The organism is Agromyces humatus (genome assembly GCF_021228295.1).
GTDB classification, from domain to species: domain Bacteria; phylum Actinomycetota; class Actinomycetes; order Actinomycetales; family Microbacteriaceae; genus Agromyces; species Agromyces humatus.
In genome coordinates, this window is sequence record NZ_JAJQPD010000015.1 from 1 (window position 1) to 24,828 (window position 24,828).

21 protein-coding genes are annotated in these 24,828 nt (G+C 70.7%); 2 read left to right on the forward strand and 19 right to left on the reverse strand.

Annotation, left to right across the window (positions count from 1 at the left end; genetic code table 11):
* The 12 genes from LSF15_RS18490 to LSF15_RS18545 form a co-directional block, all read right to left on the reverse strand.
* Window positions 1–522: cell wall-binding repeat-containing protein (locus LSF15_RS18490; RefSeq protein ID WP_232500045.1), on the reverse strand; the 522-nt coding region annotated here is incomplete at its 3' end.
* A gap of 139 nt (window positions 523–661) precedes the next feature.
* Entirely contained in the window at window positions 662–2,434 is a 1,773-nt protein-coding gene (locus LSF15_RS18495) for a DUF4012 domain-containing protein (RefSeq protein WP_232500046.1), read from the reverse strand.
* 78 nt (window positions 2,435–2,512) lie between these two features.
* Window positions 2,513–3,127, reverse strand: a complete 615-nt coding sequence (locus tag LSF15_RS18500; protein ID WP_232500047.1) for a thymidine kinase — start codon at window positions 3,125–3,127, stop codon at window positions 2,513–2,515.
* Window positions 3,128–3,231: 104 nt separating this feature from the next.
* Window positions 3,232–4,461: a hypothetical protein gene (locus LSF15_RS18505; protein WP_232500048.1), complete on the reverse strand. Its 1,230-nt coding sequence runs from the start codon at window positions 4,459–4,461 to the stop codon at window positions 3,232–3,234.
* Entirely contained in the window at window positions 4,458–5,741 is a 1,284-nt protein-coding gene (locus tag LSF15_RS18510; RefSeq protein WP_232500049.1) for a sensor histidine kinase, read from the reverse strand. Before LSF15_RS18510 ends, LSF15_RS18505 begins: the two co-directional genes overlap by 4 nt.
* Window positions 5,742–5,842: 101 nt before the next feature.
* Window positions 5,843–6,271 (reverse strand): hypothetical protein, encoded by a 429-nt coding sequence (locus tag LSF15_RS18515; RefSeq protein WP_232500050.1) that lies wholly within the window; start codon window positions 6,269–6,271, stop codon window positions 5,843–5,845.
* 297 nt (window positions 6,272–6,568) lie between these two features.
* The gene (locus LSF15_RS18520) at window positions 6,569–7,681 is read right to left on the reverse strand and encodes an Rv2578c family radical SAM protein (RefSeq protein WP_232500051.1); all 1,113 of its coding nucleotides are present in this window, start codon (window positions 7,679–7,681) and stop codon (window positions 6,569–6,571) included.
* A 187-nt stretch (window positions 7,682–7,868) separates the two neighbouring features.
* The gene (locus tag LSF15_RS18525; protein ID WP_232500052.1) at window positions 7,869–8,294 is read right to left on the reverse strand and encodes a GreA/GreB family elongation factor; all 426 of its coding nucleotides are present in this window, start codon (window positions 8,292–8,294) and stop codon (window positions 7,869–7,871) included.
* A gap of 115 nt (window positions 8,295–8,409) precedes the next feature.
* On the reverse strand, window positions 8,410–10,254 hold the full coding sequence (locus tag LSF15_RS18530; RefSeq protein ID WP_232500053.1) for an ATP-binding cassette domain-containing protein: 1,845 nt from the start codon (window positions 10,252–10,254) through the stop codon (window positions 8,410–8,412).
* 529 nt (window positions 10,255–10,783) lie between these two features.
* Window positions 10,784–12,262: a malate:quinone oxidoreductase gene (locus LSF15_RS18535; RefSeq protein WP_308188495.1), complete on the reverse strand. Its 1,479-nt coding sequence runs from the start codon at window positions 12,260–12,262 to the stop codon at window positions 10,784–10,786.
* Window positions 12,263–12,362: 100 nt separating this feature from the next.
* Window positions 12,363–12,803 (reverse strand): VOC family protein, encoded by a 441-nt coding sequence (locus LSF15_RS18540; protein WP_232500054.1) that lies wholly within the window; start codon window positions 12,801–12,803, stop codon window positions 12,363–12,365.
* A 62-nt stretch (window positions 12,804–12,865) separates the two neighbouring features.
* Complete coding sequence (locus tag LSF15_RS18545) at window positions 12,866–13,282, reverse strand: hypothetical protein (RefSeq protein WP_232500055.1); 417 nt, start codon at window positions 13,280–13,282, stop codon at window positions 12,866–12,868.
* A gap of 92 nt (window positions 13,283–13,374) precedes the next feature.
* On the opposite strand from LSF15_RS18545, the gene LSF15_RS18550 reads away from it, so the two are divergent.
* Complete coding sequence (locus LSF15_RS18550) at window positions 13,375–14,007, forward strand: MerR family transcriptional regulator (protein WP_232500056.1); 633 nt, start codon at window positions 13,375–13,377, stop codon at window positions 14,005–14,007.
* A gap of 768 nt (window positions 14,008–14,775) precedes the next feature.
* Here the strand turns inward: LSF15_RS18550 and LSF15_RS18555 are convergent.
* The 7 genes from LSF15_RS18555 to LSF15_RS18585 form a co-directional block, all read right to left on the reverse strand.
* Window positions 14,776–15,402: a bifunctional 4-hydroxy-2-oxoglutarate aldolase/2-dehydro-3-deoxy-phosphogluconate aldolase gene (locus LSF15_RS18555; protein ID WP_232500057.1), complete on the reverse strand. Its 627-nt coding sequence runs from the start codon at window positions 15,400–15,402 to the stop codon at window positions 14,776–14,778.
* Entirely contained in the window at window positions 15,399–16,364 is a 966-nt protein-coding gene (locus tag LSF15_RS18560; protein ID WP_232500058.1) for a sugar kinase, read from the reverse strand. Before LSF15_RS18560 ends, LSF15_RS18555 begins: the two co-directional genes overlap by 4 nt.
* Before the next feature lie 110 nt (window positions 16,365–16,474).
* On the reverse strand, window positions 16,475–17,233 hold the full coding sequence (locus LSF15_RS18565; protein ID WP_232500059.1) for an SDR family NAD(P)-dependent oxidoreductase: 759 nt from the start codon (window positions 17,231–17,233) through the stop codon (window positions 16,475–16,477).
* A complete protein-coding gene (locus LSF15_RS18570; protein WP_232500060.1) occupies window positions 17,223–18,491 on the reverse strand; it encodes an ATP-NAD kinase family protein in 1,269 nt (422 codons plus the stop codon). Before LSF15_RS18570 ends, LSF15_RS18565 begins: the two co-directional genes overlap by 11 nt.
* Before the next feature lie 2 nt (window positions 18,492–18,493).
* A complete protein-coding gene (gene gcvPB / locus LSF15_RS18575; RefSeq protein WP_232500061.1) occupies window positions 18,494–20,152 on the reverse strand; it encodes an aminomethyl-transferring glycine dehydrogenase subunit GcvPB in 1,659 nt (552 codons plus the stop codon).
* Window positions 20,149–21,558 (reverse strand): aminomethyl-transferring glycine dehydrogenase subunit GcvPA, encoded by a 1,410-nt coding sequence (gcvPA, locus tag LSF15_RS18580; RefSeq protein WP_232500062.1) that lies wholly within the window; start codon window positions 21,556–21,558, stop codon window positions 20,149–20,151. Before gcvPA ends, gcvPB begins: the two co-directional genes overlap by 4 nt.
* A gap of 7 nt (window positions 21,559–21,565) precedes the next feature.
* Window positions 21,566–23,806, reverse strand: coding sequence for a beta-galactosidase (locus LSF15_RS18585; protein ID WP_232500063.1), 2,241 nt, complete (start codon window positions 23,804–23,806; stop codon window positions 21,566–21,568).
* A 254-nt stretch (window positions 23,807–24,060) separates the two neighbouring features.
* On the opposite strand from LSF15_RS18585, the gene LSF15_RS18590 reads away from it, so the two are divergent.
* The gene (locus LSF15_RS18590; protein WP_232500064.1) at window positions 24,061–24,717 is read left to right on the forward strand and encodes a GntR family transcriptional regulator; all 657 of its coding nucleotides are present in this window, start codon (window positions 24,061–24,063) and stop codon (window positions 24,715–24,717) included.
* The last annotated feature ends 111 nt before the right edge of the window (window positions 24,718–24,828 follow it).

A 24,828-nucleotide genomic window follows, 5' to 3' on the forward strand; every position in this document is an offset into this window, starting at 1 on the left:
TCCACTCGCGATGAAGACCGATGACACCCCCGGAGCAAACGAAGCCGCAGAGATCTCGGCAGACGTGGCGAACCGATCAGCACCCGCCCACCGAACCACCCGCCCATCGGTGAATTTGCCGAGCTGCGTTGCGACCGCATTCCCGATGACCCCTGAGCCGCCGAGGACGACGATCCGTTCAGGATTGAGACGATCAAGCTCCTTGGCAACGACCGCGGGGATCGACGACCCCGTCACCAACAAGAGTGGCCCGCCGCTCGAACCCGCGACGGGTGCTCCAGCGAGAGCGTCCGGGAAGCTCAGTCCACTCGCGATGAAGACCGACGACACCCCCGGAGCAAACGAAGCCGCAGAGATCTCGGCAGACGTGGCGAACCGATCAGCACCCGCCCACCGAACCACTCCAGAGCTGGGAGCATCGTTCACGCCGGCCTGCGCGCTGCCGTGATCACCGAGTCCAAACACTCCGAACGCCGCAGCGGCCACAATACCCAACACGCTGAGTCGGAATGAGATCCGCATTTTTCCCCGATCGAATGCCGCTGAATATCACGCCGCCATGCAGTGAGACTGAGTCCAGCAGACAATCGGTCGTGTGGCACGTCCCCGATCAGGGGTCAGTGGACGGTCACATCGCCGTGATGGGACGGCACTGCCGGGCTCAGCAGCCGGGCGTCTCGACCGTCACTTCGGTCGACTGCACCATGGGCGTGTGCCAGACCTCGAGCGGCCCGTACTCCCCCGCCACCCCGGTGAAGTTCGCGACGACGGTGTGCGACGCCCCCGGCTGGTTCACGATGGGCACCTTCACGGCCGGCCGGCCGAGGTGCGGCACCGCGGCCGCCACCGAGGGGGCACCGTCGACGGTCGCGCCGGTGAACGTCGACCCGACCGGACCGTAGAGCACCAGTTCGGTCGCGATGACGCCCTTCGGGAAGAAGCGTGCGGGCGAGATGTACTCGGCCAGCCCGTCGACGGCGCCCGGGTCGAGCGTCGACGCGAACGTCGCGGTCGTCGTGAACGCGGGTTCGGTTGCGGTGCACTGATCGGATGTCGCAGCGACCGACAGCTTGGCGTAGTAGTCGAGCTTTCCCTCGGTGACGTCGTTGACGTACACGCCGACCATGGTCTTCTCGGAGTTGTCGGCGGGCAGCTTTCCGTCGATGCGGTTGCCGTCGATGAGCGCGGCCTCGGCCTCGGCCGACGGCACGTACAGCAGGCGCCCTTCGTCGACCGCCCGGGCCAGCGCCTCGACGAGGTCGCTGGTGTCGCCGGCACCCGAGCTGACGACGCTGAAGATCGATGCGGCGGCCGAGGCGAAGAACGCGTCCTGCTGCTCGGGCTCATAGCGGAAGTAGACCTGGTTCAGCAGTTCTGACACGGCGTTGTCGGCGGTGAGGGTCTCGCCGGTGGCGAGCTTCACCGGGCCGGTGGCGCCGAGCAGGTAGCTGAGGGCGACCGGGTCGAACGAGAGCACTCCGTCGATGGGCGTGCCGAACGACTCGGCCCAGTACGCGCGCATGATCTCGGCGCTCTCGGTGAAGTCGGGGGTGAGGGTGATGTCGGGCATGAAACGCCCGATCTTGTCGCCGTAGAGGGCGGCGGTCTCAGGGTCGAGTTCCATGATCGGCGACGGCCGGTTGTTGTTGAAGTCGCCGCTGTCGGCCTGTTGCGTGATCGTGAGCTTGCCGTCGGTGACGTTGATCATGACAATCGCGGCCGGGTTGCCGCCGGTGCCGCGCGACTCGGCGTTGTTCTGGAAGAGCATCAGGTAGTTGCGCGGCCCATCGGCGCCGAGCGCCGCGGGCAGCACCTGCAGCGTCGTGTTCGCGGCGTCGAGGGTGGGCTTCAGCTGCCCGACCGCCTCGTCGAGCCGGTCGATGCCCGAGGCCACCGGACCGATGAGTGCCTCGCGGTCGACCCCGTCAAGCTCGGCAGAGACCTGGTCGATCGCGCGCGACGCCTGCTCGACCTTGTCGGCGAGTTGTTGCACGGCTACCACGTCGATCGCGCCGCCCTGCGGCTTCAACGCGTCCATGCTGATCTCGGTCGCCGGAATGACGGCGCCGTTCACGAGTTCGTCGGCGCCGGTCGAGGCGACCCGCACGGCCGCCATGTTGGGGCCGACGATCGGCACCCACTCGGCCGAGCGCCACAGTACGTCGTCGGTGTTCGCGCGCGCCTCGGCGGTGTACTCGGTGAGCTGACTCGCCGACGCCTTCGCTCCCTCGACGTCGCCGGCTGCGATGAGGTCTTGCGTCTCGGTGGCGAGCGGAATCGCCGACTCGAGCGCGGCTTGCGTGGCGAACGCCTTGTTGGCCAGGACGACGCCCCACACGACCAGCCCGATGAGCACGACGAGGATGCCGATCGGCACCCACAGGCGGGCGCTGCGGATCAACGGACGCTTCTGCTTCTCGGCTCGGGTGGTCACCCGAGCAATATTAGGTGGTCATATGCGCGAACCACCGAGTCACCGGCCTGAATCTCAGGAGTGGCGGCGCCCAGCGGGTCAGTGGCGCCCGTTCAGCACGCCGCCGCTCTCCTGCAGGTAGCAGACGCCGCAGAGCGACTCGTAGGTCACGAGCTCGCCGTCGATCGCGACCTGGTCGCCGTCGAACACGAAGACGCCGTCGACGAGTCGGGCGTTGAAGATCGCCTTGCGGCCGCAGCGGCAGATGGTCTTCAGCTCTTCGAGGCTGTGCGCCACCTCGAGCAGGCGGCGGCTGCCCGGAAACGCCACGGTCTGGAAGTCAGTACGGATGCCGTATGCCAGCACCGGCACATTGTCGATCAGGGCGATGCGCAACAGGTCGTCGACCTGCTCTGAACTGAGGAACTGCGCCTCGTCGACGAGCAGGCAACTGACGTCGCGCCCGTGGTCTTCGATGATGCGGTTGCGGTGCTGCTGGAAGATGTCGAGCACGCTCGAGTCGGGCCCGATCGTGAAGTCGACCTCGCGCACCACACCGAGCCGGCTCACGATGTCGCGGTCGCCCTTGGTGTCGATCGCGGGCTTCGCGAGCAGCACCTCGTGCCCGCGCTCCTCGTAGTTGAAGGCCGCCTGCAGCAGCGCCGTCGACTTGCCTGAGTTCATCGCCCCGTAGCGAAAGTACAGTTTCGCCATCACTCGCCCCGCTGGTAGGTCAGTTGCACTTGCACATTCTTGCAGTCGTGGGCCGGTTCCCGGGGCTGCGGTGGGCGTACGGGGTCTCGCGCCTCGACCGACGTTCAGTCGCCCAGCCGGTAGGTCAGCTGCACCCGCACCTGCTCGTGCGTCGACTGCGCCTCAGCGCCCAGCGCCGCGGCGCGCGCGACAGCCACGAAACGGTCGATCTCGCGTTTCGTGGCCACCTGGTCGCCGAGTTCGGCGTCGACCACGATGCATCCGTGGTCGCCGACGGTCGTGAACGAGGCACGGATGCTGCGCGCTCGCCCCGCATCGCCGAGCCACAGTATGAGCGCGGCCAGCACCGACCGCTGATCCTCACGAAGGTCGACCGCGGCGCCCATCGGGTCGACGACCGTCGTCGACACGTCACTCGTCGCGCTGAGCCTCGCCGCGAGGTCGTCGAGCCACGTCGACTCGATGCCGGCGCGCAACTCGCGTCGCAGCGCCTCGGCGAGCTCGCGCGCGCGATCGGCATCGGCGAGCGAGACGCGGTCGGCCGTCATCACGCCCGCGAGGAACGGCAGCACCTCGCGCCTCAGCACCGACACCCCGCTCGGCGCCCCCGAGTGCGCAAGGCCCGAGCGCAGCTCGGCGTCGTGCTGAAGCACCGCGCGGTTGGCCTCGCGGTGCCATGCGAGGGTCTCGAAGACGACCGAGTACGAGTAGGCCGCGGCCGCGGCCGACATCGAGAGCAGAGGCGCTGCACCCACCACGACCAGGGCGAGCGTCGGAGCACCCGTGACGACGTAGGCCGAACCGCCGACGATGAGGATCGACAGCACCGCCGACGCCACCAGCCCCACCGCCACGAGCGATTTCCACGTGCAGTACGGCGCCAGCGAGAGGATCAGCATGCCGACCACCAGCGGCCCGAAGTCGTCGTAGAGGTAGCGGTTCGCACCGATCGTGCTCACGTACTCGGCGATCGTCGCGCCCACCGCGAGCGTCACCACGAACCAGAGCCGGTCGGCGGTGAACGGCGCCCGCGCAGGCGAAGCCCACCGCGCCGCGGCGAATCCCGCCCCCGCGACGAACAGGATCGCGAGCACCGCCGCGAGCGGCGAACTCACCTCGCCCCAGTGCGCGATCGTCAGGCCGATCGACAGCACGAGGGCGAGGATCGCGCCGACCGCCACGATCGGCGACACCGTGATCGCGCCGATCGGGTCGGCCTCCTGCTGGGTCAGGCGGATGCTGCCGCCGCTCAGGCCGTGGGCCTCGGGGATCGTTCGCGGACGGGTCATCCGCTCGCGCCGCGACATCCGCTCGCCCGTCTCGCTCGCGTTCATGCGTCGCCCTCGGGAACCGTGATGACGATCGTCGTGCCGATGCCCTTCGTCGACCACAGGCGAACGCTGCCCTGCACCTGCTCGATGCGCGCGCGGATCGACGTGCGCAGCCCGATGCGGTCGAGCGGAACGTCGTGCACGTCGAAGCCGACGCCCGTGTCCATGACCGCGACGGTCACCTCACCGCCGCCGATGCCCAGCGCGACATCGGCCTCGGCGACCTGCGCGTGGCGAGCGACGTTGACGAGGCACTGCGCGACGGCCTCGTCGACCGCCCTGGCGCGGGTCAGGTCGAGGGCGTGCAAGACGTCGAGGTCGCCCGTGATGCGCACCTCGAGGCCCACGTTCCTGGCGGCGGCGAGCGCGTGGCGCAGAGGCGGGTAGGTGTCGCGGACGGTGGCCGGGGCGTGCGCCGCGGCGGGGGCCGCGGGCTCGCGCGCGGACGCGTTGGCGGGCGCGGGTGCGTTGGCGGGCGCGGACGCCTGCTCGCGCGCGGCCCCGGGCGCGGGCTCGGGCTCGGGCTCGGTCGCCCAGTCTCGGCCGATGATGAGGCCGAGGTCCTCGCGGATGCCCGAACGCAGCCGCTCGTCGACGGGCCCCGAACCCGCCGCCGAGATCGCGATCAGGTGGCCGAGGGCGGTGTCGTGCAGACGCGCGATGGCCAGGAGCTCGTACTCGCGGCGGATGGCGAGCTCGTGCGACTGCCGGCCCGCGTCATGCAGTCCGGTGGTGCCGCGGGCGTTCCGGCGGCGCGAGAGCCCGTCGAAGCTGCGCACCACCACGAGGATGACGAACGCCGCGGTCGCCGCGAAGCTGGGCATGAACTCGGCCCCGACGGTCAGCGCGCCGAGCAGCAGCGCCCCCTCGCCGAGCGCGTACCCGAGGGTCGCCCAGACGATCGCGTTGACCGATCCGGCGCCGGCGCCGCCGACGAGCATCAGCGCGAGGCACGGCAACGCGAGCACCACGTTGTTCGTGCTCTCGAACACGTCGGTGTTCATGACGAGCGTGGTGATCGCGAACACGATGCCGGTGCCCACGACGAGGTAGACGGTCGTGAACAGCACCGTCGGGTATCGCGCGACGAGGAACAGCAGCGCCGCCATGCCCGTCACGAGCCCCGCGGCCGACCAGCCCGCAGGCGAGTAGCCCGTCGCCGCGACGAGCAGCGCCAGGACGATCGCGATGCCGAGGGCCACGAACGCCGCAGCGTGCCCCGCGCGAGCGAGCGACCGGCTCAGCGTGGCGCGCGCGAGATCGCCCGGCAACCCCAGGGTCATCGTGCGTCCTCCACTCGCGAGCGTGCCCGAGGCGCGCGTCAGCGAATCGGGTCAGCGCATTATCGCAATTGCGACGGCGTTCGTCATAACTGAGGGGCGAGTCAGGTCGCTCGCCGGCTCGGCGCGACCCAGTACCCGATGGCCGCGCCGGCGACCGCACCGACCGCGTTCAGTACCGCATCGAGCTGCGCTGGAGTCGACCCGACGTCCAGCATCGCCGGACCGTATTCGGCGAACACGCCCACCCCGATCATGACGAGCACCGCGAGCCACGCGAGCCTGCGGCCGACGACCACCACGGCGAGGATCCCGATCGGCACGAACAGCAGGGCATGCGCGGCATACTCGACGAACTCGTAGTCGATCCAGTCCCTGAGGCCGTGGCCCTGAAGGTAGGCGATCTGCCCGCGGATCCACGGCGTGAATCCTCGATCGATGGGCCGCGGCATGATCCCGACGACCGCGACCAGCGCCGAGTAGATCACGAGGATGAGCAGCGCCCAGCGCCGTGCTCGGTCGGGCGGAGTCATTCCCCCAGCCTAGGGACCGGCGCGTGCACGGCGGTCGCGTCGCCCGCCGGTCGGGTAGCGACGAAGGAGCGCATCGAGACGCCCAACCGCGGGATGGAGCAGGCGCAGCGGCGCATCGCGACGCCACCCTCTGCACGGGACAGGACCACAGCGTCGCGACGACCTCTGCAGCGACTCCCGTGCATCTCATCCTGCATTGGCACCTTGGGCACTTCGGCACTTCGGCACCTCGACACTTCGGCAGGAGAACTTCCGAATCCGAGTCACCGGTTGAGGTTTCGGCGCGGGAGCAACCGATCAGAAGAGGGCAGACGGGTCGGGCGGGGCACCGAACTCCATCGGCAGTTCGGTGATGCCGAGGGCACGTCGCGACCGGAGCGCAGGGGCTGATGACGAGGTCGACGCAACCGCTGCGAGTGCCGACGAACGGATGCCGCCGGTGACCGGGTCTTCGCGGGCGCGCTCGAGCCCATGGGCTCGGATCAGCGGGCGAATGCGCTCGCCGAGCCACCGCCGGTAGGCCTTGGGTGCGTAGGCATTGTTGCCGTAGTACATCGATCGGTACTTCGGTACGAGTTCGGGATGCTCCTGCTCGAGCCACTGCATGAACCACGGCTTCACGCTGCCGCGCAGGTGCAGCGCCGCGTAGAGCACGCTCGTCGCCCCGGACGCCTTCACCTGCCGCAGCGCCTCGTCGAGGTGCGCCCTCGTGTCGGTGAGGTACGGCAGGATCGGCATGAGGAACACCGAGCAGTCGAAGCCCGCCTCGCGCACCGCCGTCACCGTGGCGAGCCGCGCCTTCGCGGCAGGGGTGCCCGGCTCGACCGACTGCTGCAGTTCGTGGTCGTAGATCGCGATCGACATCGCCAGGTCGACCGGCACGTGCTCGGCCGCCGCGGCGAGCAACGGCAGGTCACGTCGCAGCAGCGTGCCCTTGGTCAGGATGCTGAACGGCGTGCCGCTCTCGGCGAGCGCCCCGATGATGCCCGGCATGAGCTCGTACCTGCCCTCGGCACGCTGGTACGGATCGGTGTTGGTGCCGAGCGCCACCGGCTCGTGCCGCCACGACGGCTTCGCCAGCTCGGTGCGCAATACCTCGCCGACGTTGACCTTGACGATGATCTGCCGGTTGAAGTCCTCCCCCGCATCGAGGTCGAGGTACTCATGCGTCGGCCGGGCGAAACAGTATGCACATGCATGCAAACAGCCCCGGTAGGGGTTGATCGTCCAGCCGAAGGGCATCATCGACTGGCCCGGCACGCGATTCAGCGCGGACTTCGCGAGCACCTCGTGGAACGTGACGCCCGCGAATTCGGGGGTCTGCACCGAGCGCACCAGGTTGTTGAGCATCGCGAGGCCCGGGAGCGTGTCGGACTGCTCGACACCCAACTCCTGGCCACTCCATCGCATTCAGCTAGTCGAACACATCTTCGAGTGATGAGCAAGCTCCATTGCGCGTTTCGCGTATGCCAGTTCCCCCTCAATTGAGGCGGAACTGGCGTACGCGACAGGGCAACCGGTCCCCCGCGACATCCGCAGGTGGAAGCCGATGCCCCGACGAGCCGCAGCACGCCGGGGCATCCGCAAGCCGCGCGCGCTACCCGTGGAACGGGGTGGCAGAGACGATCTCGCCCTGGATCCGTCGGCCCGTCGGGGTGTCGTAGGCGAAGTCCTCGCCGGCGTACTTGCCGACGATCACGACACCGAGCGGCGAGGTCGGCGAGTACACGTCGACGTCGACGTCGGACTCGTCACCGGTGAGCCCGCGCTCCGCGAGCAGGAACTCCGTCGGCGCCGCGTCGCCTTCGAACTGCACGACGATGATCATGCCCGGCTCGACGAGGCCGTCGTCGGCCTTGTCGCCCACCTCGGCACGCCGGATGAGGCTCTTCAACTCGAGGATGCGTGCCTCTGCCTCGGGAGTCACCTCGCCCGGACGCGCGGTGAACTCATCGAGCTCGGCCTGCAGGCGGTCGAAAGCGGCTCGCGTGAGCCAGAGCGTGTCGTTCGAAGTCGTCGACATCAGATCTCCTGTCGTGCGGGGCTCGCCCAGTCGGGCTCCTCCTGCGAAACGTAATCTCCCAGCCTAGCCGACCGGCCTTCAGTCGGGCTCCCCCTTGCCAGCGCGCAACCGAGCGTCACGCGGGCTGAGGCGCAAGCGCGGCGGGGCGGCCCGCGGCGGCGAGCTCGAGCTGCTCCCCCGCCCAGCGGCGGCGCAGCCAGCGGTCGTGGCTGGCGATGATGACCGCCCCGGGGTAGCTGCCGAGCGCCTCCTCGAGGTCGGTCGCGAGACCGAGTGAGAGGTGGTTCGTCGGCTCGTCGAGCAGGAACACGTGCGGCGGCCGCGCGATCACCAGCGCCAGCGCGAGGCGGCGCTGCTGCCCCACCGAGAGGGCGCCGACCGGCCGTGCCTCGTCGCGCGGGGCGATGAGCCCGAGCGATCCCAACGGCACCTGCTCGGCCCGGCGCTCGCCGAGCACCCGCGCGTAGTGCTCGCGCGGGGAGCGCGCGGGATCGGCGAACCGCACATCCTGCTCGAGCAGCTGCACGCGCAGTCCCTTGCGCCGATGCACGACACCGCGATCCGCGCCGAGCGTGCCGGCCAGCACGTTCAGCAGTGTCGACTTGCCCGCTCCGTTCGCGCCCGTGATGAGCAGCCGCGTGAGCGGTGCCACGCTCAGCGCGCGCAGTTCGAGGCGGCCGTCGACCGCGACATCCGACAGCTGCAGCAGCAGTCCCGCCTGCTCGTCGAGCGCGTGCGAACCCGATGGGATGCCGGCGAACGCCAGCGGCGCCGGGGGCTTGCGCACCTGCTCGCGCTCGAGCGTCGCCAGGCGCACCTCGGCGTTGCGCACCCGGCGCGACACCGCCCGCTCGACGTTCTCGCGCTTGAAGTGCTTCAGGAACTTGTCGTTGTCGGTCGCGGCACGTCCGTGGGCGACGTGGCGCGCGGAGTCGTCGACCTCGCGCCGCAGGCGCTTGAGCTCCTGCTGCTCGTCGTCGAACTGGCGCTGCCAGCGCGCCCGCTCGTCGGCCTTCACCGCGAGGAACTCGCTGAACCCGCCGCCGAACACCGTGCCGTCTGGGCCTCCGCCGGCACCGCCGAGCGCGCCGCGGCGCGCCGGATCGAGGTCGAGCAGGCCCGTCGCCACGCGATCGAGGAACGCGCGATCATGGCTCGCGAACAGCACCGGACCGCGCCAGGCCCGCAGGCGCGATTCGAGGAACTCGGATGCCCCGTCGTCGAGGTGATTCGTCGGCTCGTCGAGCAGCAGCGCCTCGGGAGCGCTCAGCAACAGGGCCGCCAGCGCGAACCTGCTGCGCTGCCCGCCCGAGAGCTCGTCGATGCGCCGGTCGAGGCCGAGGTCGCCGACGCCGAGCCCGTCGAGGAGTTCGTCGCGGCGGGCCTCGGCCGTCCAGATGTCGGCGCGCTCGGCGGCGTCGAGCGCGGCCGCGTAGCGCGCGGCCGGGTCGGGGGTGGTGGGTCGAGGAGCGCCGCCGGAGGCCGTGGGTCGAGGAGCGCCGCCGGAGGCGACGCGTCTCGAGACCTCGTCGGACTCGGCATCCTCAGCCAGGGCCGCGGCCGCCGCGTCGAGCTCGCGCTCGATCGCCCGCACCTCGGCGAGCGCCGACTCGAGCACCTCGCCGACCCGGTCGGCCGGTTCGAACGGCAACTCCTGGGCGAGCAGCCCCGTGCGCAGCGGTCGCGTGATGCGACCGTCGAGTTGTGCGGGAATCGCGGCGGAGGGGACATCCGCTCGCTCGTCGGCGTCGGCGTCAGCGGCACTCGCGCCCGCCCCGGCGCTCGCGCCCGCGAGTAGTCGCAGCAGCGTCGACTTGCCCGCGCCGTTCTCTCCGATCAGGCCGAGTCGCTGGCCCGGCGCGACCGAGAAGGTGAGATCGGCGAAGATGCGCCGGTCGGAATATGACGCCGAGAGTCCGTCGGCACGGAGGTAGTGGGAGGTTGAGACGTGTACAGCCAAAAGGGACGCCCTTTCGCGGGAGCCCCCGGGCGGCCACCGTCGGTCGAGTCGGCGCGCAACGCCGTATCGAGACCCCGGACGAGGACTCGATACGTGCGTCGCGCGACTCGACCGACGCGGCGACCGCCCGGGAGCGGAGAGTGGATCCCGCCGGGCATGTTGCCGAGAGATGGGTGCGCGCGCGTGCTCGTGTGCTGTCGCGATCAGCGAGGAGGCTGTGGGCACACCCAGGGTCTACGGCGCCTCAGGCGCGGGACGATGGGGTGTACTCACTTCATAGCGGGGACGACGTTAGCAGAGGTCGCCGCGAAAGGGAAGAGCCGGGCAGCGAACCCACCCGCGCGCCGACCTGCCGCTCGTCGGGTTTGCAGGACATCCCGCGATGTGCAGGACAAGGAGGCTTATGGGGCGTCCTGCGAATCGCCAAACGTCCTGTAAACCGCGGGGCGCGAGGGTCGCCGCGGGGCCGCGGGGCGCGGGGTGCGCGGATGCCGCGGGGCGCGACGCGTGGCGCGGGCGGATGCCGCGACTACGCGCTGAGGTGCAGGGTCGCGGCCGTGGCGGCGAGCGACGCCTCGGCGGCTGCCGGGTCATCCGACAGGTTCGTGCCGTAGCTCGGGATCATCTCGCGCAGTTTCGGCTCCCAGCCGGCCATGCGGTCGGGGAAGCAGCGCGACAGCACGTCGAGCATGATCGGCGCGGCCGTCGATGCGCCCGGTGAAGCGCCGAGCAGGCCCGCGATGGTGCCGTCGGCTCCGGTGATGACCTCGGTGCCGAACTGCAGCACGCCGCCCTTCTCGGGGTCCTTCTTCATGACCTGCACGCGCTGGCCGGCGGTGATGAGCTCCCAGTCGCGGTCCTTCGCGGTGGGCATGAACTCGCGCAGCGCCTTCATCTTCGTGGCACGCGACGCGAGCAGCTCGGAGACGAGGTACTTGACGAGGTCGAAGTTCTTGAGGCCCACCTGCAGCATCGGACCGAGGTTGTGGAACCTGATCGAGAACGGCAGGTCGAACCAGGTGCTCGTCTTCAGGAACTTCGGCGTGAAACCCGCGTACGGCCCGAAGAGCAGGGCGGTCTCACCGTCGACGACACGCGTGTCGAGGTGCGGCACCGACATCGGCGGGGCGCCCACGGCGGCCTTGCCGTAGACCTTCGCCTGATGCAGGGCGACGATCTTGGGGTTCGTGGTCTTGAAGAACTGACCCGAGATCGGGAACCCGCCGAAGCCCCTGATCTCGGGGATGCCCGAGTGCTGCAGCAGCGCGAGCGCGCCGCCGCCGGCGCCGACGAACACGAACCTGGCGCGAATGACCTTGGGGGTCTGGCCGACGGTCTGGCGCAGCTTGAGGCGCCACGTGCCGTCGTTCTTGCGCTTGAGCGACGTGACGTGGTGGTTGGTCTGTACCTGGCCGCCGCGACGTTCGAGGTCGCGCAGCAGGAACTTCGTGAGCGCGCCGAAGTCGACATCGGTGCCGGCCTCGATGCGGGTCGCGGCGACCTTGAAGCCCGAGTTGCGCTTCTTCGCGAGCAACGGAGTCCACTGCGCGATGCGCTCGAGGTCTTCGGTGTACTCGAGGTCGGGGAACAGCGGCTGCCCCTTCAGCGCCTCGACGCGCTTGCGAAGGTACTCGATGTTGGCCGCACCCTTGACGAACGTCATGTGCGGCGTGGTGTTGATGAAGTTCTCGGGCTCGGGCAGCTGGCCCTGCGCGACGAGGTACGACCAGTACTGCCGGCTCACCTGGAACTGCTCGTTGATCGAGATCGCCTTGGCGGCGCTCACCGAACCGTCCGGGTTCTCGGGCATGTAGTTGAGCTCGCAGAGGGCCGCGTGGCCGGTGCCCGCGTTGTTCCATGCGTTCGAGGACTCCTGTGCGACCTCGCCCAGCCGCTCGTAGACCCGGATGCTCCAGTCGGGCTGCAGCTGCGAGAGGAGGGAGCCGAGCGTGGCGCTCATGATGCCCCCGCCGATGAGCACGACGTCGACGGTTTCCTCGGAATTCACGGATTCCACTCTAACGTCGCGTCAGGGGTGCGCCTTACCGCAAGGTGCGGCGTCGAGACAACTGCGGCGGGCCGTGTATTCGCCGAGAGTGCGCCCGAGCTCAGACGATCTGCGGCAGCCCGCGCTCGTCGAGGGGCCAGCCGGGGTTGTGCGCGAGCTCCCAGAGGTTGCCGTCGGGGTCGGCGACGTAGCCGCTGTAGCCGCCCCATTCGGTCTCGGCCGCGGCCTTCGAGATCTGGCCGCCGGCGACCACCCAGTCGCCGATCGCATCGTCGACCTCCTCGCGCGACGCGAGGTTGATCGCGAGCGCCACCGCGCGAAACGCCGGGGCATTCGCGTGCATCGTCTGCACGGCGGCGTCTTTGGCGAGCTCGGCTGTCTCCCACAGGGCGATGACGCCGCCCGGGGTCGCGAAGAACGTGATCTCGCCGACCTGCGACGAGCGCGCCTGGGTCCACCCGAGTCGGTGGTAGAAGGCGGTCGCCGCCTCGACATCATGGACGCCCAGCGTGACGAGGGAGAAGCGCTGCGGGATGCTCATGTGGCGAGGCTAGCCCAGCGCGGTGGCCTTCGTCACGAGTCACGGCCGGGACATCCGCTCGCTCACAGCGCGGCGACGCCGCCCGCGATCAGGCCGACGCCCGCGGTGATGAGCGCAGCGGTGAGCACGGCGGCACCGATCCAGAGCAGCCAGATGAGGCGATTGGGTCGCTGCGGGTCGCTGCCGATGACCGAGAGGAAGAACCCCGCGGGCATGAGGATCGCCGCCACCGGCACACCGGCGCTGGCGAGCCAGAGCCAGAACCCGTCGAGCGCGGCGTTCGAGATCACCGCGAGGATCGCGATCGAGAGCACGAGCAGCACGGCGGCGTGCGCGTGACCGGCGCGGAAGAAGCTCATCTGCAGCCGGTTCGCGGGCACGTTGCCGCGCACGACCTTCGTGAGGAAGTAGCCGCCCGACTCGACGGTGACGAGTGCGAGCAGCAGGATGCCGACGAGGATGACGTCTTGGGCGGGCATGCTGAGTCCTTTCGTTGGTGCGGCGCCATATGATTGGATAGTGCTACTCTCCAATATTAGAGAGTGACACTATCCAATGCAAGGGGTCGCCGATGCGCATCTCCGCACTCGCCGCCGAGGCCGGCCTGCCCGTCGCCACCGTGAAGTTCTACCTGCGCGAGCGGCTGCTGCACGCGGGCACCGCGACCTCGGCGACCCAGGCCGCCTACGACGAGAGCCATGTGCGGCGGCTGCGGCTCGTGCGCGCCCTGCTCGGACCGGTCGGACTCACCGTGCAGCAGGCCCGCACCGTGCTGGCGCTCGTCGACGAGCCCGGCGACGACCTCTACGCCACCCTCGGACGCGCGGTGAGCGCACTCCCCCCGGCCGCAGCCCCGCCGGGCGACGCATCCGACCCGTTCCCGCGCGCCCGCGCCGCCCTCGACACGCTCGGCCAGGTCTACGACCCCGACTTTCCAGCCGTCGCGCAGCTCGAGGGCGCGCTCGCCGCCGCCGAGTCCGCGGGCATGCCGATCAGCGCGGAGCGCCTCGCGCACTACGGTCGAGTGCTGTCGGATGTCGCGGAGTTCGACCTCGCCCGAATGCCCGGCGAACCCCACGCCGCGGTCGAGTACACGGTGCTCGGCACCGCCCTCTACGAGCCGGTCATGCTCGCGCTGCGCCGACTGGCCCACCAGGACGCCGCCGTGCGGCGCCTCCGCGGCGACCCCCCGCCGGTCGAGTAGCCCCCGACCCATCCCTCTGTCGCCTCGCCGCCGGTCGCCTCGCCGCCGGTCGCCTCGCGCCCGGCCCTCCGCCGGTCGAGTCGCGCCGGCCCCCTCCGCCGGTCGAGTCGCGCCGGCCCCCTCCGCCCGGTCGAGTAGGCGCGCCAGCGCCGTATCGAGACCTCTTCACCCGCCGAAGTGCACGCCTCGCCCCCGAAACGGCGACGACTGCCCTCTCGACCGAGGAACCACTCCCGCCGTGCGCCCGTCGCACCGTCGCACCGTCGCACCGTCGCACCGTCGCACCGTCGCACTGAGAGTGCACGCCCCGCCCCGAAACGGCGACGACTGCACTCTCGACACACACAGCTCCACGGCACTTGGGCACTTGGGCACTTGGGCACTTGGGCACTTGGGCACTTGGGCACTTGGGCACTTGGGCACTTGGGCACTTGGGCACCTCAGACTTCGGCACTTGGGCACTTGGGCACCTCAGACTTCGGCACTTGGGCACCGCTTCCGCGGGCGGAGCACCACCGCTCTCCGATGCCTTGCCACGACGCGTACACCGAGGGTCCACTCCGCGCCCTCGGGCCCGGTGACGGCTGCACTCTCGACCGAGGAACCCGGTCACTCCGTGCGCCCCGCCGCACCGAGAGTGCACTCCGCGCCCCGGGTGGGGCAAACGGCTGCACTCTCGGCGGAGGAAGGGTCTCGATACGCTCCTTCGTCGCTACTCGACCGACCGGACGGCCGACACGCCGACAGGCCGACAGGCCGACGCGCGCCTCAGGGGGCGAGCAGCGCGGCGAGCGCGGGCAGCTGCGCGGGATCCTCGAGGGCCGAACCGACCGCGACCGTGCGAACCCCGGCGTCGAGGAACGCGCCCGCGTTCGAGGCATCCATGCCGCCGGTGGCGACGAATCGCGCCGCGGGGAACGGCCCCGCCATCGCACGGAACCAGCCGGGCCCGAGCACCGACGCCGGGAACGCCTTCAGCCACGTGAGCCCGAGGGCCATCGCCGCCTGCACCTCGGTCGCGGTCGCGACGCCGGGCAGCGGCGGCAGGCCCGCCGCGGCCGAGGCGCGCACGACGTCGGCATCGAATCCGGGGCTGACGGTGAACGCCGCACCGGCGGATGCCGCGAGCGCGACCTGCCGCAACGACACGACCGTGCCCGCGCCCACGATGCGGCCGTCCTCGCGCCCGGCATCCACGACGGCGGCGAGTGCCTCGACGTCGGCCCCCGACTGGATCGGAAGCTCGACGACCTCGATGCCGAGATCCCAGGCCTTGCGGGCGAGCTCGACGCTGCGCTCCGCCCCGAGTCCGCGGAAGAGCGCCATGATCGGACGCCCGGCGAAGATGCGGTCGAACTCGGCGTTCGTGACGGCGGAGTCGGTCGACTCGGTCATGCGTGGGCTTCTCGTGAGGATCGGGCCGATCGGGCCGATCGGGCCGATCGCGCCGATCGGGCCGATCGGGGGAAGTCGGCGGTGTCGGCGAGGGTGAGCACGGCGCGCTCGTGGCCGGCGCGCAGGCGGTCGGCGGACGACGCGCCCACGAGCAGCGCCACCAGGTATCCGGCGGCGAACGCGTCGCCGGCTCCGACCACCTCGACGACGTCGGCTCGATGCGCAGGCACGTGCGAGGCACCGGCGGAGCTGAACTCGGTCGCGCCCACATCGCCGTCCTTGACGACGAGCAGCCGCGGCTCGGGCAACAGCGCCCGGACCTCGTCGGGCGTCGCACAGCCCCAGAGCACGCCCGCCTCGTCGAGGCCGACGAACACGAGGTCGGCACGCCCGGCGAGGGCGCGCAGGCGCGTGGCTGCGACATCCGTCGGCCACAGTGCCCGGCGGTCGTTGACATCGAAACTGAGCACGGCGGATGTCTCGGCCACGCGTTCGATCGTCGCGTCGAGCATCGCGTCGCACGAGGCCGAGAGCGCCGGGGTGATGCCGCTCACGTGGACGACGCGCGCCGTCGCGAGCGGGAGCGCGTCGAGGAACGCGGGCGACATGCGCGACGCGGCCGAGCCGGCGCGGAAGTACTGCACGCCGCGGCCGGGGTCTTTGACGTAGAGGCCGGTCGGGGCATCCGCATCGGTCTCGACGAAGCGCGTGTCGACGCCGCGCGCCGCGAGCTGGGCGACGAGGCGGCGGCCGAGGGCGTCCTCGCCGACGCGACCGGCCCAGGCGGCCGTGTGCCCGAGCGCGGCGACGTGCGAGGCCACGTTCGACTCGGCGCCCCCCGCGTCGAGGTGGAAGTCGACCGCAGCCTCGAGCGGCTCGGCGAGTGCCGGCGTCACGAGCGCCATCGTCTCGCCGATGGCGACGAGCTCAGGCGAGTCGGGTTCCTCTGGCACATGGCTCACTCCACCAATGATGCCCCCCTCCCGAGTCGCCCGATTAGGCGCAGGTTCGCGCAACTCGGAATCGCGGCGCGCGGCGACGCCCGACACGGAAGGACGGCGGCGCAGCCGCGCTACGCGATGCCGCCGCCGTCGACGACGAGCGCCGAACCGGTGACGTAGCTCGAGTCGTCGCTGGCGAGCCAGACGACGGCCGCGGCGACCTCGCGCGGCTCACCCATGCGCCGTAGCGGCCGGTCGGCGGCCTCGGCGAGGAACGCATCCGCGTCCTGCGAGAGCTGCCGCGCCTCGTCGCGCAGCATGCCGGTGTTCACGTCGCCGGGGTTCACCGAGTTCACACGGATGCCCTGCGGCCCGTGGTCGATCGCGAGCGCACGCGTCATGTTCACCACCGCACCCTTCGAGGCGCAGTACGAGATCGCCTGGCCGCCGCCCTTGAGACCCCAGCCCGAGCCGGTGTTCACGATCGAACCGCCGCCGGCGGCCGCCATGACGGGCACGATGTGCTTGCACATCAGGAAGATCGAGCGCACGTTGACGCCGAACACCCGGTCCCACTCCTCGACCGTCGTCTCGACCGCGGTGGTGCGGCGGATGATGCCGGCGTTGTTGAAGACGACGTTGACCCCGCCGAACTCGGCGATGGTCGTCGCGACCACACGTTCGATATCGGCCTCGCTCGAGACATCCGCCCCGATCGCGACCGCGGTGCCGCCCGCCTCTCGGATCTCGGCGGCGACCGCCTCTGCGGCCTCGGTGTTCAGGTCGACGACCGCGACCGCGGCGCCTTCTGCGGCGAGGGCGATCGACGTCGCACGGCCGATGCCGCCGGCGCCGCCCGTGACGATGGCCTGCTTGTTCTCAAGGCGCATGGCCTTCTCCTTCGTGTTCCGGTGCGTGGACAGGGTAGATGCTGGTGGTGCGTTGACCGGTGATGACGCGGACGAAGCCGGCGAGGGCGGCATCGATGTCGGGGTCGCCGGTGTCGACGAGCAGGGGGCGCCCGCCGAGGTCGATGAGCTTCTGCTCGGGAGCGACGACGAGCAGCGGCTCATCGCCGAGCGCCCCGAGCACCCGGGCCGAGAGCTGCTGGTTGCCGCGACCGAGCAGAAAGCCCTGGCCGCCGATCACGGTGACGACGGCCTTCGCCGGGCCTCGTGCGACCTCGTCGAGCAGTTCGCGCTCCGACGCGTCGGCGAGCACGCGTCGCCCGTCGAGCACGACGTCGACGCCGAGCGGGGTCTTCGGCACGCCCAGTTCGCGCGCGAGTTCGTTCATCGTGCCGCCGGGGCCGAGCAGGTAGCGAACGCCGGGTCGAAGAGCGGATGCCGCTCCCCGCGCCGCGGCGCGCACCGCGGCCTGCTCGTCGGCGAGTGTCGCCGCCTTGCGCGCCTGGGTGCGCCCCGCCCGATAGGGCACGGCGAGCGTGCCGTACAGCTGCGGTTCGACGCGGGCGCGACGCAGCGCGGCCTCATCGACATCGAGCACCTCGCGCTCGAGCACCGGAAGCGGAGTGTTGCCCGATTCGGGGATTCGGGCGACACGCGGCGTCAGACGCCGCTCAGCCGGGGTGTCGCCCAGAATCCCCGAATCCGGCAACAGGGGCGGCGCGGGGGCGGCGTCGAGCGCATCGGGGGCGGCGTCGAGTGCAGCCAGCCAGGCGGTGGCGAGCCCGCCTGCGGCTCGCGGGCTGACCGCGAACACCGGGGAGTACATCTTCACGCCCGCGGGAATGCCGAGCGCCGCGACATCCGTCGACACAGCCCTCGCGACGTCGCGCGCGGTGCCGTCGCCACCCGCGAACAACACGAGTGACGCCCCGGCGTCGGCGAGCGCCCGCGCGGCCGCCGAGGTATCGCTTCCGGTCGTGTGCGCCGGCGGGTGGGTCACGACGACCGGCTCGAGACCGGCCGCGCGAACGACGTCTTCACCCATCGACCCCGCCGCCGTCAGCACGCGCACTCCGGGGCGCGCGGCGGCGACCACGGCGAGCGCCGTGAGCGCACGTGCGGCCGCGCGAGAGGCGCCGCCGCGCTCGCTCGCCCGCGCCTGCACGTCGGCGCCGTCGCTGCCGGCGAGGCCCGCGGGCCCGCCGATGCCGGCGACGGGGTTGACGATGAGGCCGAGCATGGTCAGGCGGCGGCCTCGGCTGCCGTGGCGCCGGTCTCGATACGGTCGCCGGCGCTCCCGACACGACCGGCGGGATCGACGGGGGCGCCGAAGTACTTGCGCTGGTACGCGCGCCACGTGATCGCCCACCGCTCGGGGTCGTCGAGGTCGTCGTGGTGGGTGTGGTGCACGGTCTGGTTGTGCGGGGCCGTGCGCACCACGTCGGGAGTCTCGCGCGCCTCGCGGGCGATCTCGGCGAGCACCGCCGCGTACTCGTCGAGTTCGGCCATCGAGTACGACTCGGTGGGCTCGAGGGTGAACGGCTGCGGCACGAGGTAGGGGTGGTGGCTCGTCCAGTAGTGCATGCCGAAGTCGCTCGCGCGCACCCCGATCTCCTCGGACGTGATGCCGGTCTCTTCGAACAGCTCCTGCCACGAGTACCGCACCTGCTCGATGCGGCGACGCCCGGTCGCATACGGCGCCGAGGCGCCCGGGATCTCGAGCACCTTCTTCAGCAGGTAGTTGTTGTTCAGCACGGCGATCTCGGCGACCGCGCGCAGTCCGTCGGCGCCGAGCGCCATCATCCACGCGTAGGCGCGCACGATGTTCGGGATGACCCCGAAGAAGGGTGCGACGGCGCCGATCGACTGCTCGCCCGCCTCGCGCACGACGAAGCGCGTCGAGCCGTCGGTGCCGCTCTCGCGCGCGACACGCGGCCCGGGCAGGAACGGTGCCAGCGCGGCGCTCACGCCGTTCGCCCCGGCGCCGGGCCCGCCGCAGCCGTGCGGGGTGCCGAAGGTCTTGTGCAGGTTGAAGTGGCACACGTCGAAGCCGGCGTCGCGGGCACGCGTGATGCCGAGGATGCCGTTGGCGTTCGCCTGGTCGTACGACGCGAGGGCGCCGACGGCGTGCGCGGCGTCGACCCAGTCCTTGATCGCCGGGTTGTAGATGCCCGTGTCCTCGGGGTTGGTCACCATGATCGCCGCCGTGCGCGGCGAGAGCGCCCGCTTCAGTGCCTCGAGGTCGGGGTAGCCGTCGGCGTCGGGATACAGGGTGATGACGTCGTACCCCGCCGCCTTCGCGGCGGCCGCGTTCGACGGGTGGCTGAAGATCGTCGTGATGACCTCGCGACGCTGCTCGCCCTCGCCGTTGGCCTCGTGGTACGCGCGGATCATCGCGATGTTCGACCAGATCGCGGCGGAGCCGCCCTGCGTGTGCAGCGACACCTCGTCCATTCCCGAGATCTCGGCGATCATGCGCTCGGTGCTCCAGACGATCTCGAGCACGCCCTGCGCGTCGGCCGGGTTCTGCAGCGGGTGCATGGCCGTCAGCGCGGGCGTGCCGACGAGTTGGTCGTTGACCTTCGGCGCGTACTTCATGGTGCAGGTGCCCTGGCCGATGTCGACGTTGAAGTCGGCGCCGAGGTTCTCCTGCGAGAGCCGCAGGTAGTGCTTCAGCACGCGCATCTGGCCCATCTCGGGCAGGGCGGGCGGCGCCGCGCGGCGAAGGCCGGCCGGCAGGTCGCCGACGACATCGCCGACGGCGTCGCGAACACCGGCCTCGATGCCGGTCACGAGCACGCCGCGCTCTCCGGGCGTCGAGAGTTCGAAGATGATCGGCTCGTCCCAGCTGGCCTGCTGGAATCGGCGCTGGGCGGGCTTGGGTGCGACGGGGAGGCTCATGCGCTCTGCTCCTCGAGGGTCGAGATGGTTTCGGATGTCTGGTGGTCGGTGTTGCTCGCGATCGCCGCGGCGAGCCGGTCGATGTCGGCCTGGCTCGTCATCTCGGTGACGCAGACGAGCAGCAGGTGCTCTCCGACGGCCACGCCGGGCTCGATGCCCTCGGCGCGCAGCGCCCCGACGAGGCCGGCCGCGGTGAGGCCCGCGCCCGAGAGGTCGATCGTGAACTCGCGCAGGTGCACGGCGGTGTCGCCGAGCGCGATCCCGGGGATCGCGCCGAGCTGCTGCTGCGCGTAGCGCGTTCGGGCGAGCAACAGCTCGCCGAGGTCGCGCATGCCCTGCGGCCCCATGAGCGCGAGGTAGACGCCCGCGGCGATGCCCCAGAGCGCGGCGGCGGTGCCGACCCACTCCTTGCCCTCTTCACGGTGGGCGAACGAGGTGCGGTCGTACGCCACGTCGCCGAAGCCGTACTCCCCCGGCACGTCGGTCGTCGCGAGGCCGAAGAGCCGCGACGGCATCTCCATGATGAACTTCGTGTCGTCGTGCACCGCGATGAAGCCGCCGTGCGCGCCGCCGAACCACTGGTGCAGGCCGAGCGACTGGATGTCGCCGCAGACGATGTCAGCGCCCTGCTCGGCGGGCGGCGTCAGCACGCCGTAGCCGATCGGGTCGGTGCCGACCACGAGCACGGCCCCGGCGGCGTGCGCCGCGTCGGAGATCTTCTGCAGCTGCGCCTCGACCGCGCCCGTGTGGCTCGGGGTCTCGACCCAGACGGCGGCGATGTCGTCACCGAGCCGCGAGACCAGCCCCGCGACATCCGCAACGCCGTCGATCGTCTCGACGAACTCGAGATCGAGGTGCACGCGCACGAAGTCGTGCACCTTCGAGAGCTTCGCGGGCAGCACGTCGCTCGCGACGAGGATGCGGCGCCGGCCGCTCATGCGGCCCGCCATCGAGAGCGCCGTCGCCGTGGCCTGGTAACCGTCATAGGTGGGGACGTTGACGACGTCCATGGCGAGCAGCTCGGCCATGAGCGACTGGTACTGGAACAGCGCCTGGAAGCGTCCGTGGTCTTCGTAGGGCTCGCCGGCGTACGCGGTGAGGAACTCGCTGCGCCCGATGACCTCGTCGACGACGGCCGGAACGTAGTGGTGGTACGTGCCCGCGCCGAGGAAGCTCAGGCGCTGCCGGGTCGAGACGTTCTTCCCGAGCAGCCCCTCGACGTGCCGCACGAGATCCTGCTCGGCCGTGAACGGCGCCGGCAGGTCGAGCGGGCGGTCGAGGCGAAGCTCGGCCGGCACGTCGGCGTAGAACTCGTCGACGGATGCCGCGCCCACGGCCGCGAGCATCGCGGCCTTCGATTCGGGGGCGGTGTTCGGAATGTACGGGTGTACGAATGGTTCGGTCATTGGTGCCTCAGTCGGTGGTGTCGGACAGGGTGATGAACGGGGCGTGCTCCGCGCGGGGGGTGGCGAGCACGGCGGCGCCGAAGGGTGGAAGGGTGAGCTTTCCGCCGTCGGTCGAGGAGCGGAGTCCCCCGCTGGTCGAGGAGCGGAGCGTCTCGAGACCCCCGCCGAGCAGGTCTTCTGCCCCCTCGGGCACGTCGACGGTGAGCTCACGACGTCCGTGATTCAGCACGAACGTGTAGTCGGTGGTCTCGTCGCTGCGCGTCACTGCCTCGAGGTCGGTGTCGGTCGGCTCTCGGGCGGGCAGGTCAGCCGCGGCAAGCACCGTGCGGAACACCGCGAGCATGCCCGCCGGCTCGAGGACGGCGCTCACGTACCAGGCGGTGCCGTCGCCGCGCCCGCGTCGAGTCACCGCTGCCCGGCCGGCCAGCTCGCCGCTGACGTACCGCCCGACGATCTCGGTGCCGTCGTGCACCTCGAGCCACTCGCCCCACACGGGCGCGTCGAACGTCGCCTCCCTGTTGCCGGATTCGGGGATTCTCTGCGACACGCCGTGTGACGAGGCATCCGGACCGGCGTGTCGGGGCAAATCCCCTGATCCGGCAGACACGGCGACGAGCTCGATGCGCTCGGCCTGCCCGTCGGGCACCGGCCAGTGCTCGTCGACCTCGACGCCGAGCAGTTCGCGCAGCGGGCCGGGCGCTCCCCCGTCGTGCACCTTCTCGGTGCCGTCGACGACACCCGAGAACGGCCCGAGGACGAGCTGCCCACCGGCGGCGACGTAGTCGGCCAGCGCCGCGGCCTGCGCGACATCCGCAATGTAGAGATTCGGCACCACGACGAGGTCGTACCCCGTGAACGGTCCGGTGGCGCGCACCGTGTCGACGGCGTGGCCGAGCTCGTAGAGCGCGGCATTCCAGGCGCGGGCCTGCGCGAGCCAGTCGAGGCGCTGCGACGGTAGCGACTCGGGCGCCGACGAGCCCCACCACGAGTCCCAGTCGACGACGAGCGCGACCCGCGAACGCACGCGAGTGCCACGCACCGGCGCGAGCCGCTTGAGCTCGGCGCCGAACGCCTTCGTCTCCTGGAAGCTGCGCGACGCCTCGCCCCGGTGGCCGAGCATCGCCGAGTGGAACTTCTCCTGCCCGTACTTCGCCTGCCGCCACTGGAAGAACATCGCGCCGTCTGAGCCGTGCGCAATGGCCTGCAGGCTGTCGATGCGCATCTGGCCGGGCGCCTTCGGCACGTTGACGTCGCGCCAGCTGACGGCGCTCGCCGCCTGCTCGAGCAGCAGCCACGGCCGCCCGCCCTTCAGCGACCGCATGAGTCCGTAGTTGAGCGCGGCCGGCACGTGCGCATGCGGATCGGCCGGGTCGGGGTACGCGTCGTCGGTGACGAGGTCTTCGGCCTCGGCGAAGGTCCAGTAGTCGAGCTCGCGGAACAGGCTCATGAAGTTCGTGGTCACCGCGATGTCGGGGGTCACCTCGCGCAGCACGTCGATCTCGAGCTGGAAGAGCTCGAGCAGCGCGTCCGACGAGAACCGCTCGAAGTCGAGCAGCTGCGTCGGGTTCACCGGGCCGGTCGCCTGGCGCGGCGCCTCGATGTGCTCCCACGCGGTGTAGCGCTGCCCCCACACGTTCACGCCCCACGCGTCGTTGAGGCCGTCGAGGTCGCCGTAGCGCGCCTGCAGCCAGCGACGGAAATGAGCGGATGACTCGGGGCACCAGCATCGCGACACGTGATCGCCGTACTCGTTGGAGACGTGCCAGAGCGCGAGCGCGGGGTGCTCGCCGTATCGCTCGGCCATGGCGCGCGACATCCGCTCGACGTGCTCGCGCCAGACCGGCGAGCTCGGGCAGTACGCCTGCCGAGACCCGAATTCGAGCTGCCGGCCCTGCTCGTTCCACGGCAGCATCTCGGGAAGGCGCCTGATGAGCCACGACGGCGGGGTGGCCGTCGCCGTGGCCAGGTCGATGCGGATGCCCGCATTCCACAGGATCTCGATGACGCGGTCGAGCCAGCCCCAGTCGTAGACGCCCGGCTCGGGCTCGAGCTGCGGCCACGAGAACACGGGCAGGCTCACGAGGTTGACGCCGGCCTCGCGCATGAGCCGCGCGTCTTCGAGCCAGACCGATTCGGGCCACTGGTCGGGGTTGTAGTCGCCACCGTAGGCGAGGGCGTCGAGTCGGATGCTCCGTGGAGCGGGAGTGGGAGTGGGAGTGGGAGTGGGAGTGGGAGTGCCGTCGGCCACGTCGGCTCCTCTCTGAGTTCGCGGGGTTCTGAGTTCACGGGGGTTCGGTGTTCGCGGGGTTCGGTGTCGCGGTCTGCGTTGTGCGGTTCCGCGTTGTGGGGTGTACAGCCTGCATTGCAGAATGTATTCTGTATACAGATACAGTATGACGGATGCCGCAACCGGTCAAGCTCTAGGCTTGCCGCGACGGCCGCCGACGTCGGTCGAAGAGGCGCGCAGCGCCGTGACGAGACCCCGGATCAGGACGAGGACACATGGCGATCGAACGCAAGAACCTTCGCTCGCAAGTGCGCGACGAACTGCTCGCGCGCATGCGCACCGGACTCGTGCAGCCGGGCGAGGGCATCAACGAGGTGCAGCTCGCCGCCGAACTTGGGGTCAGCCGCACACCGCTGCGCGAGGCGCTGATCGCACTCGAGAGCGAAGGCCAGATCTCGAGCGAGAACGGCAAGGGGTTCCGGTTCGTCCCGCTGAGCGCCCAGGAGTTCGAAGACCTCGCCCCCGTCCTCGCAGCCCTCGAGGGCCTCGCGATCGAGCTCAGCCCACTCGACGAGCTGCGCCCCATCGGCGTGCGGCTCGCGGCGCTCGCCGCCGAGTTCGACCAAGAGGTCGCCCAGCACGCCCTCGTCGTCACGAAGGACGACGAGTGGCACGCCATCATGCTCTCGGCGTGCCCGAACCAGCGCCTGCTCGACGTGATCGCGAGCGTGCGCGGGGCCTTCCATCGCTACGAGTCGCTGCTCGTGCCGAACGACGTCATGATCGGGCGGGTCGCCGCCGAGCACGCCGCGATCGCCGAACGACTCGCGGCGGGCGACGTGCCCGGCGCGACCGTCGCGCTCAAGGCGAACTGGATGAATGGCATGCGCCGCATCGTCGACAACGCCTCGAGCGCCTACTTCAGCGCCTAGCGTCGGTCGAGTAGCGACGAAGGAGCGTATCGAGACCACGCCCCCGTAAGCGCAGGCCTCGATACGGCGCTGGCGCGCCAACTCGACCGACGAACAACCCCGCCGGTCGAG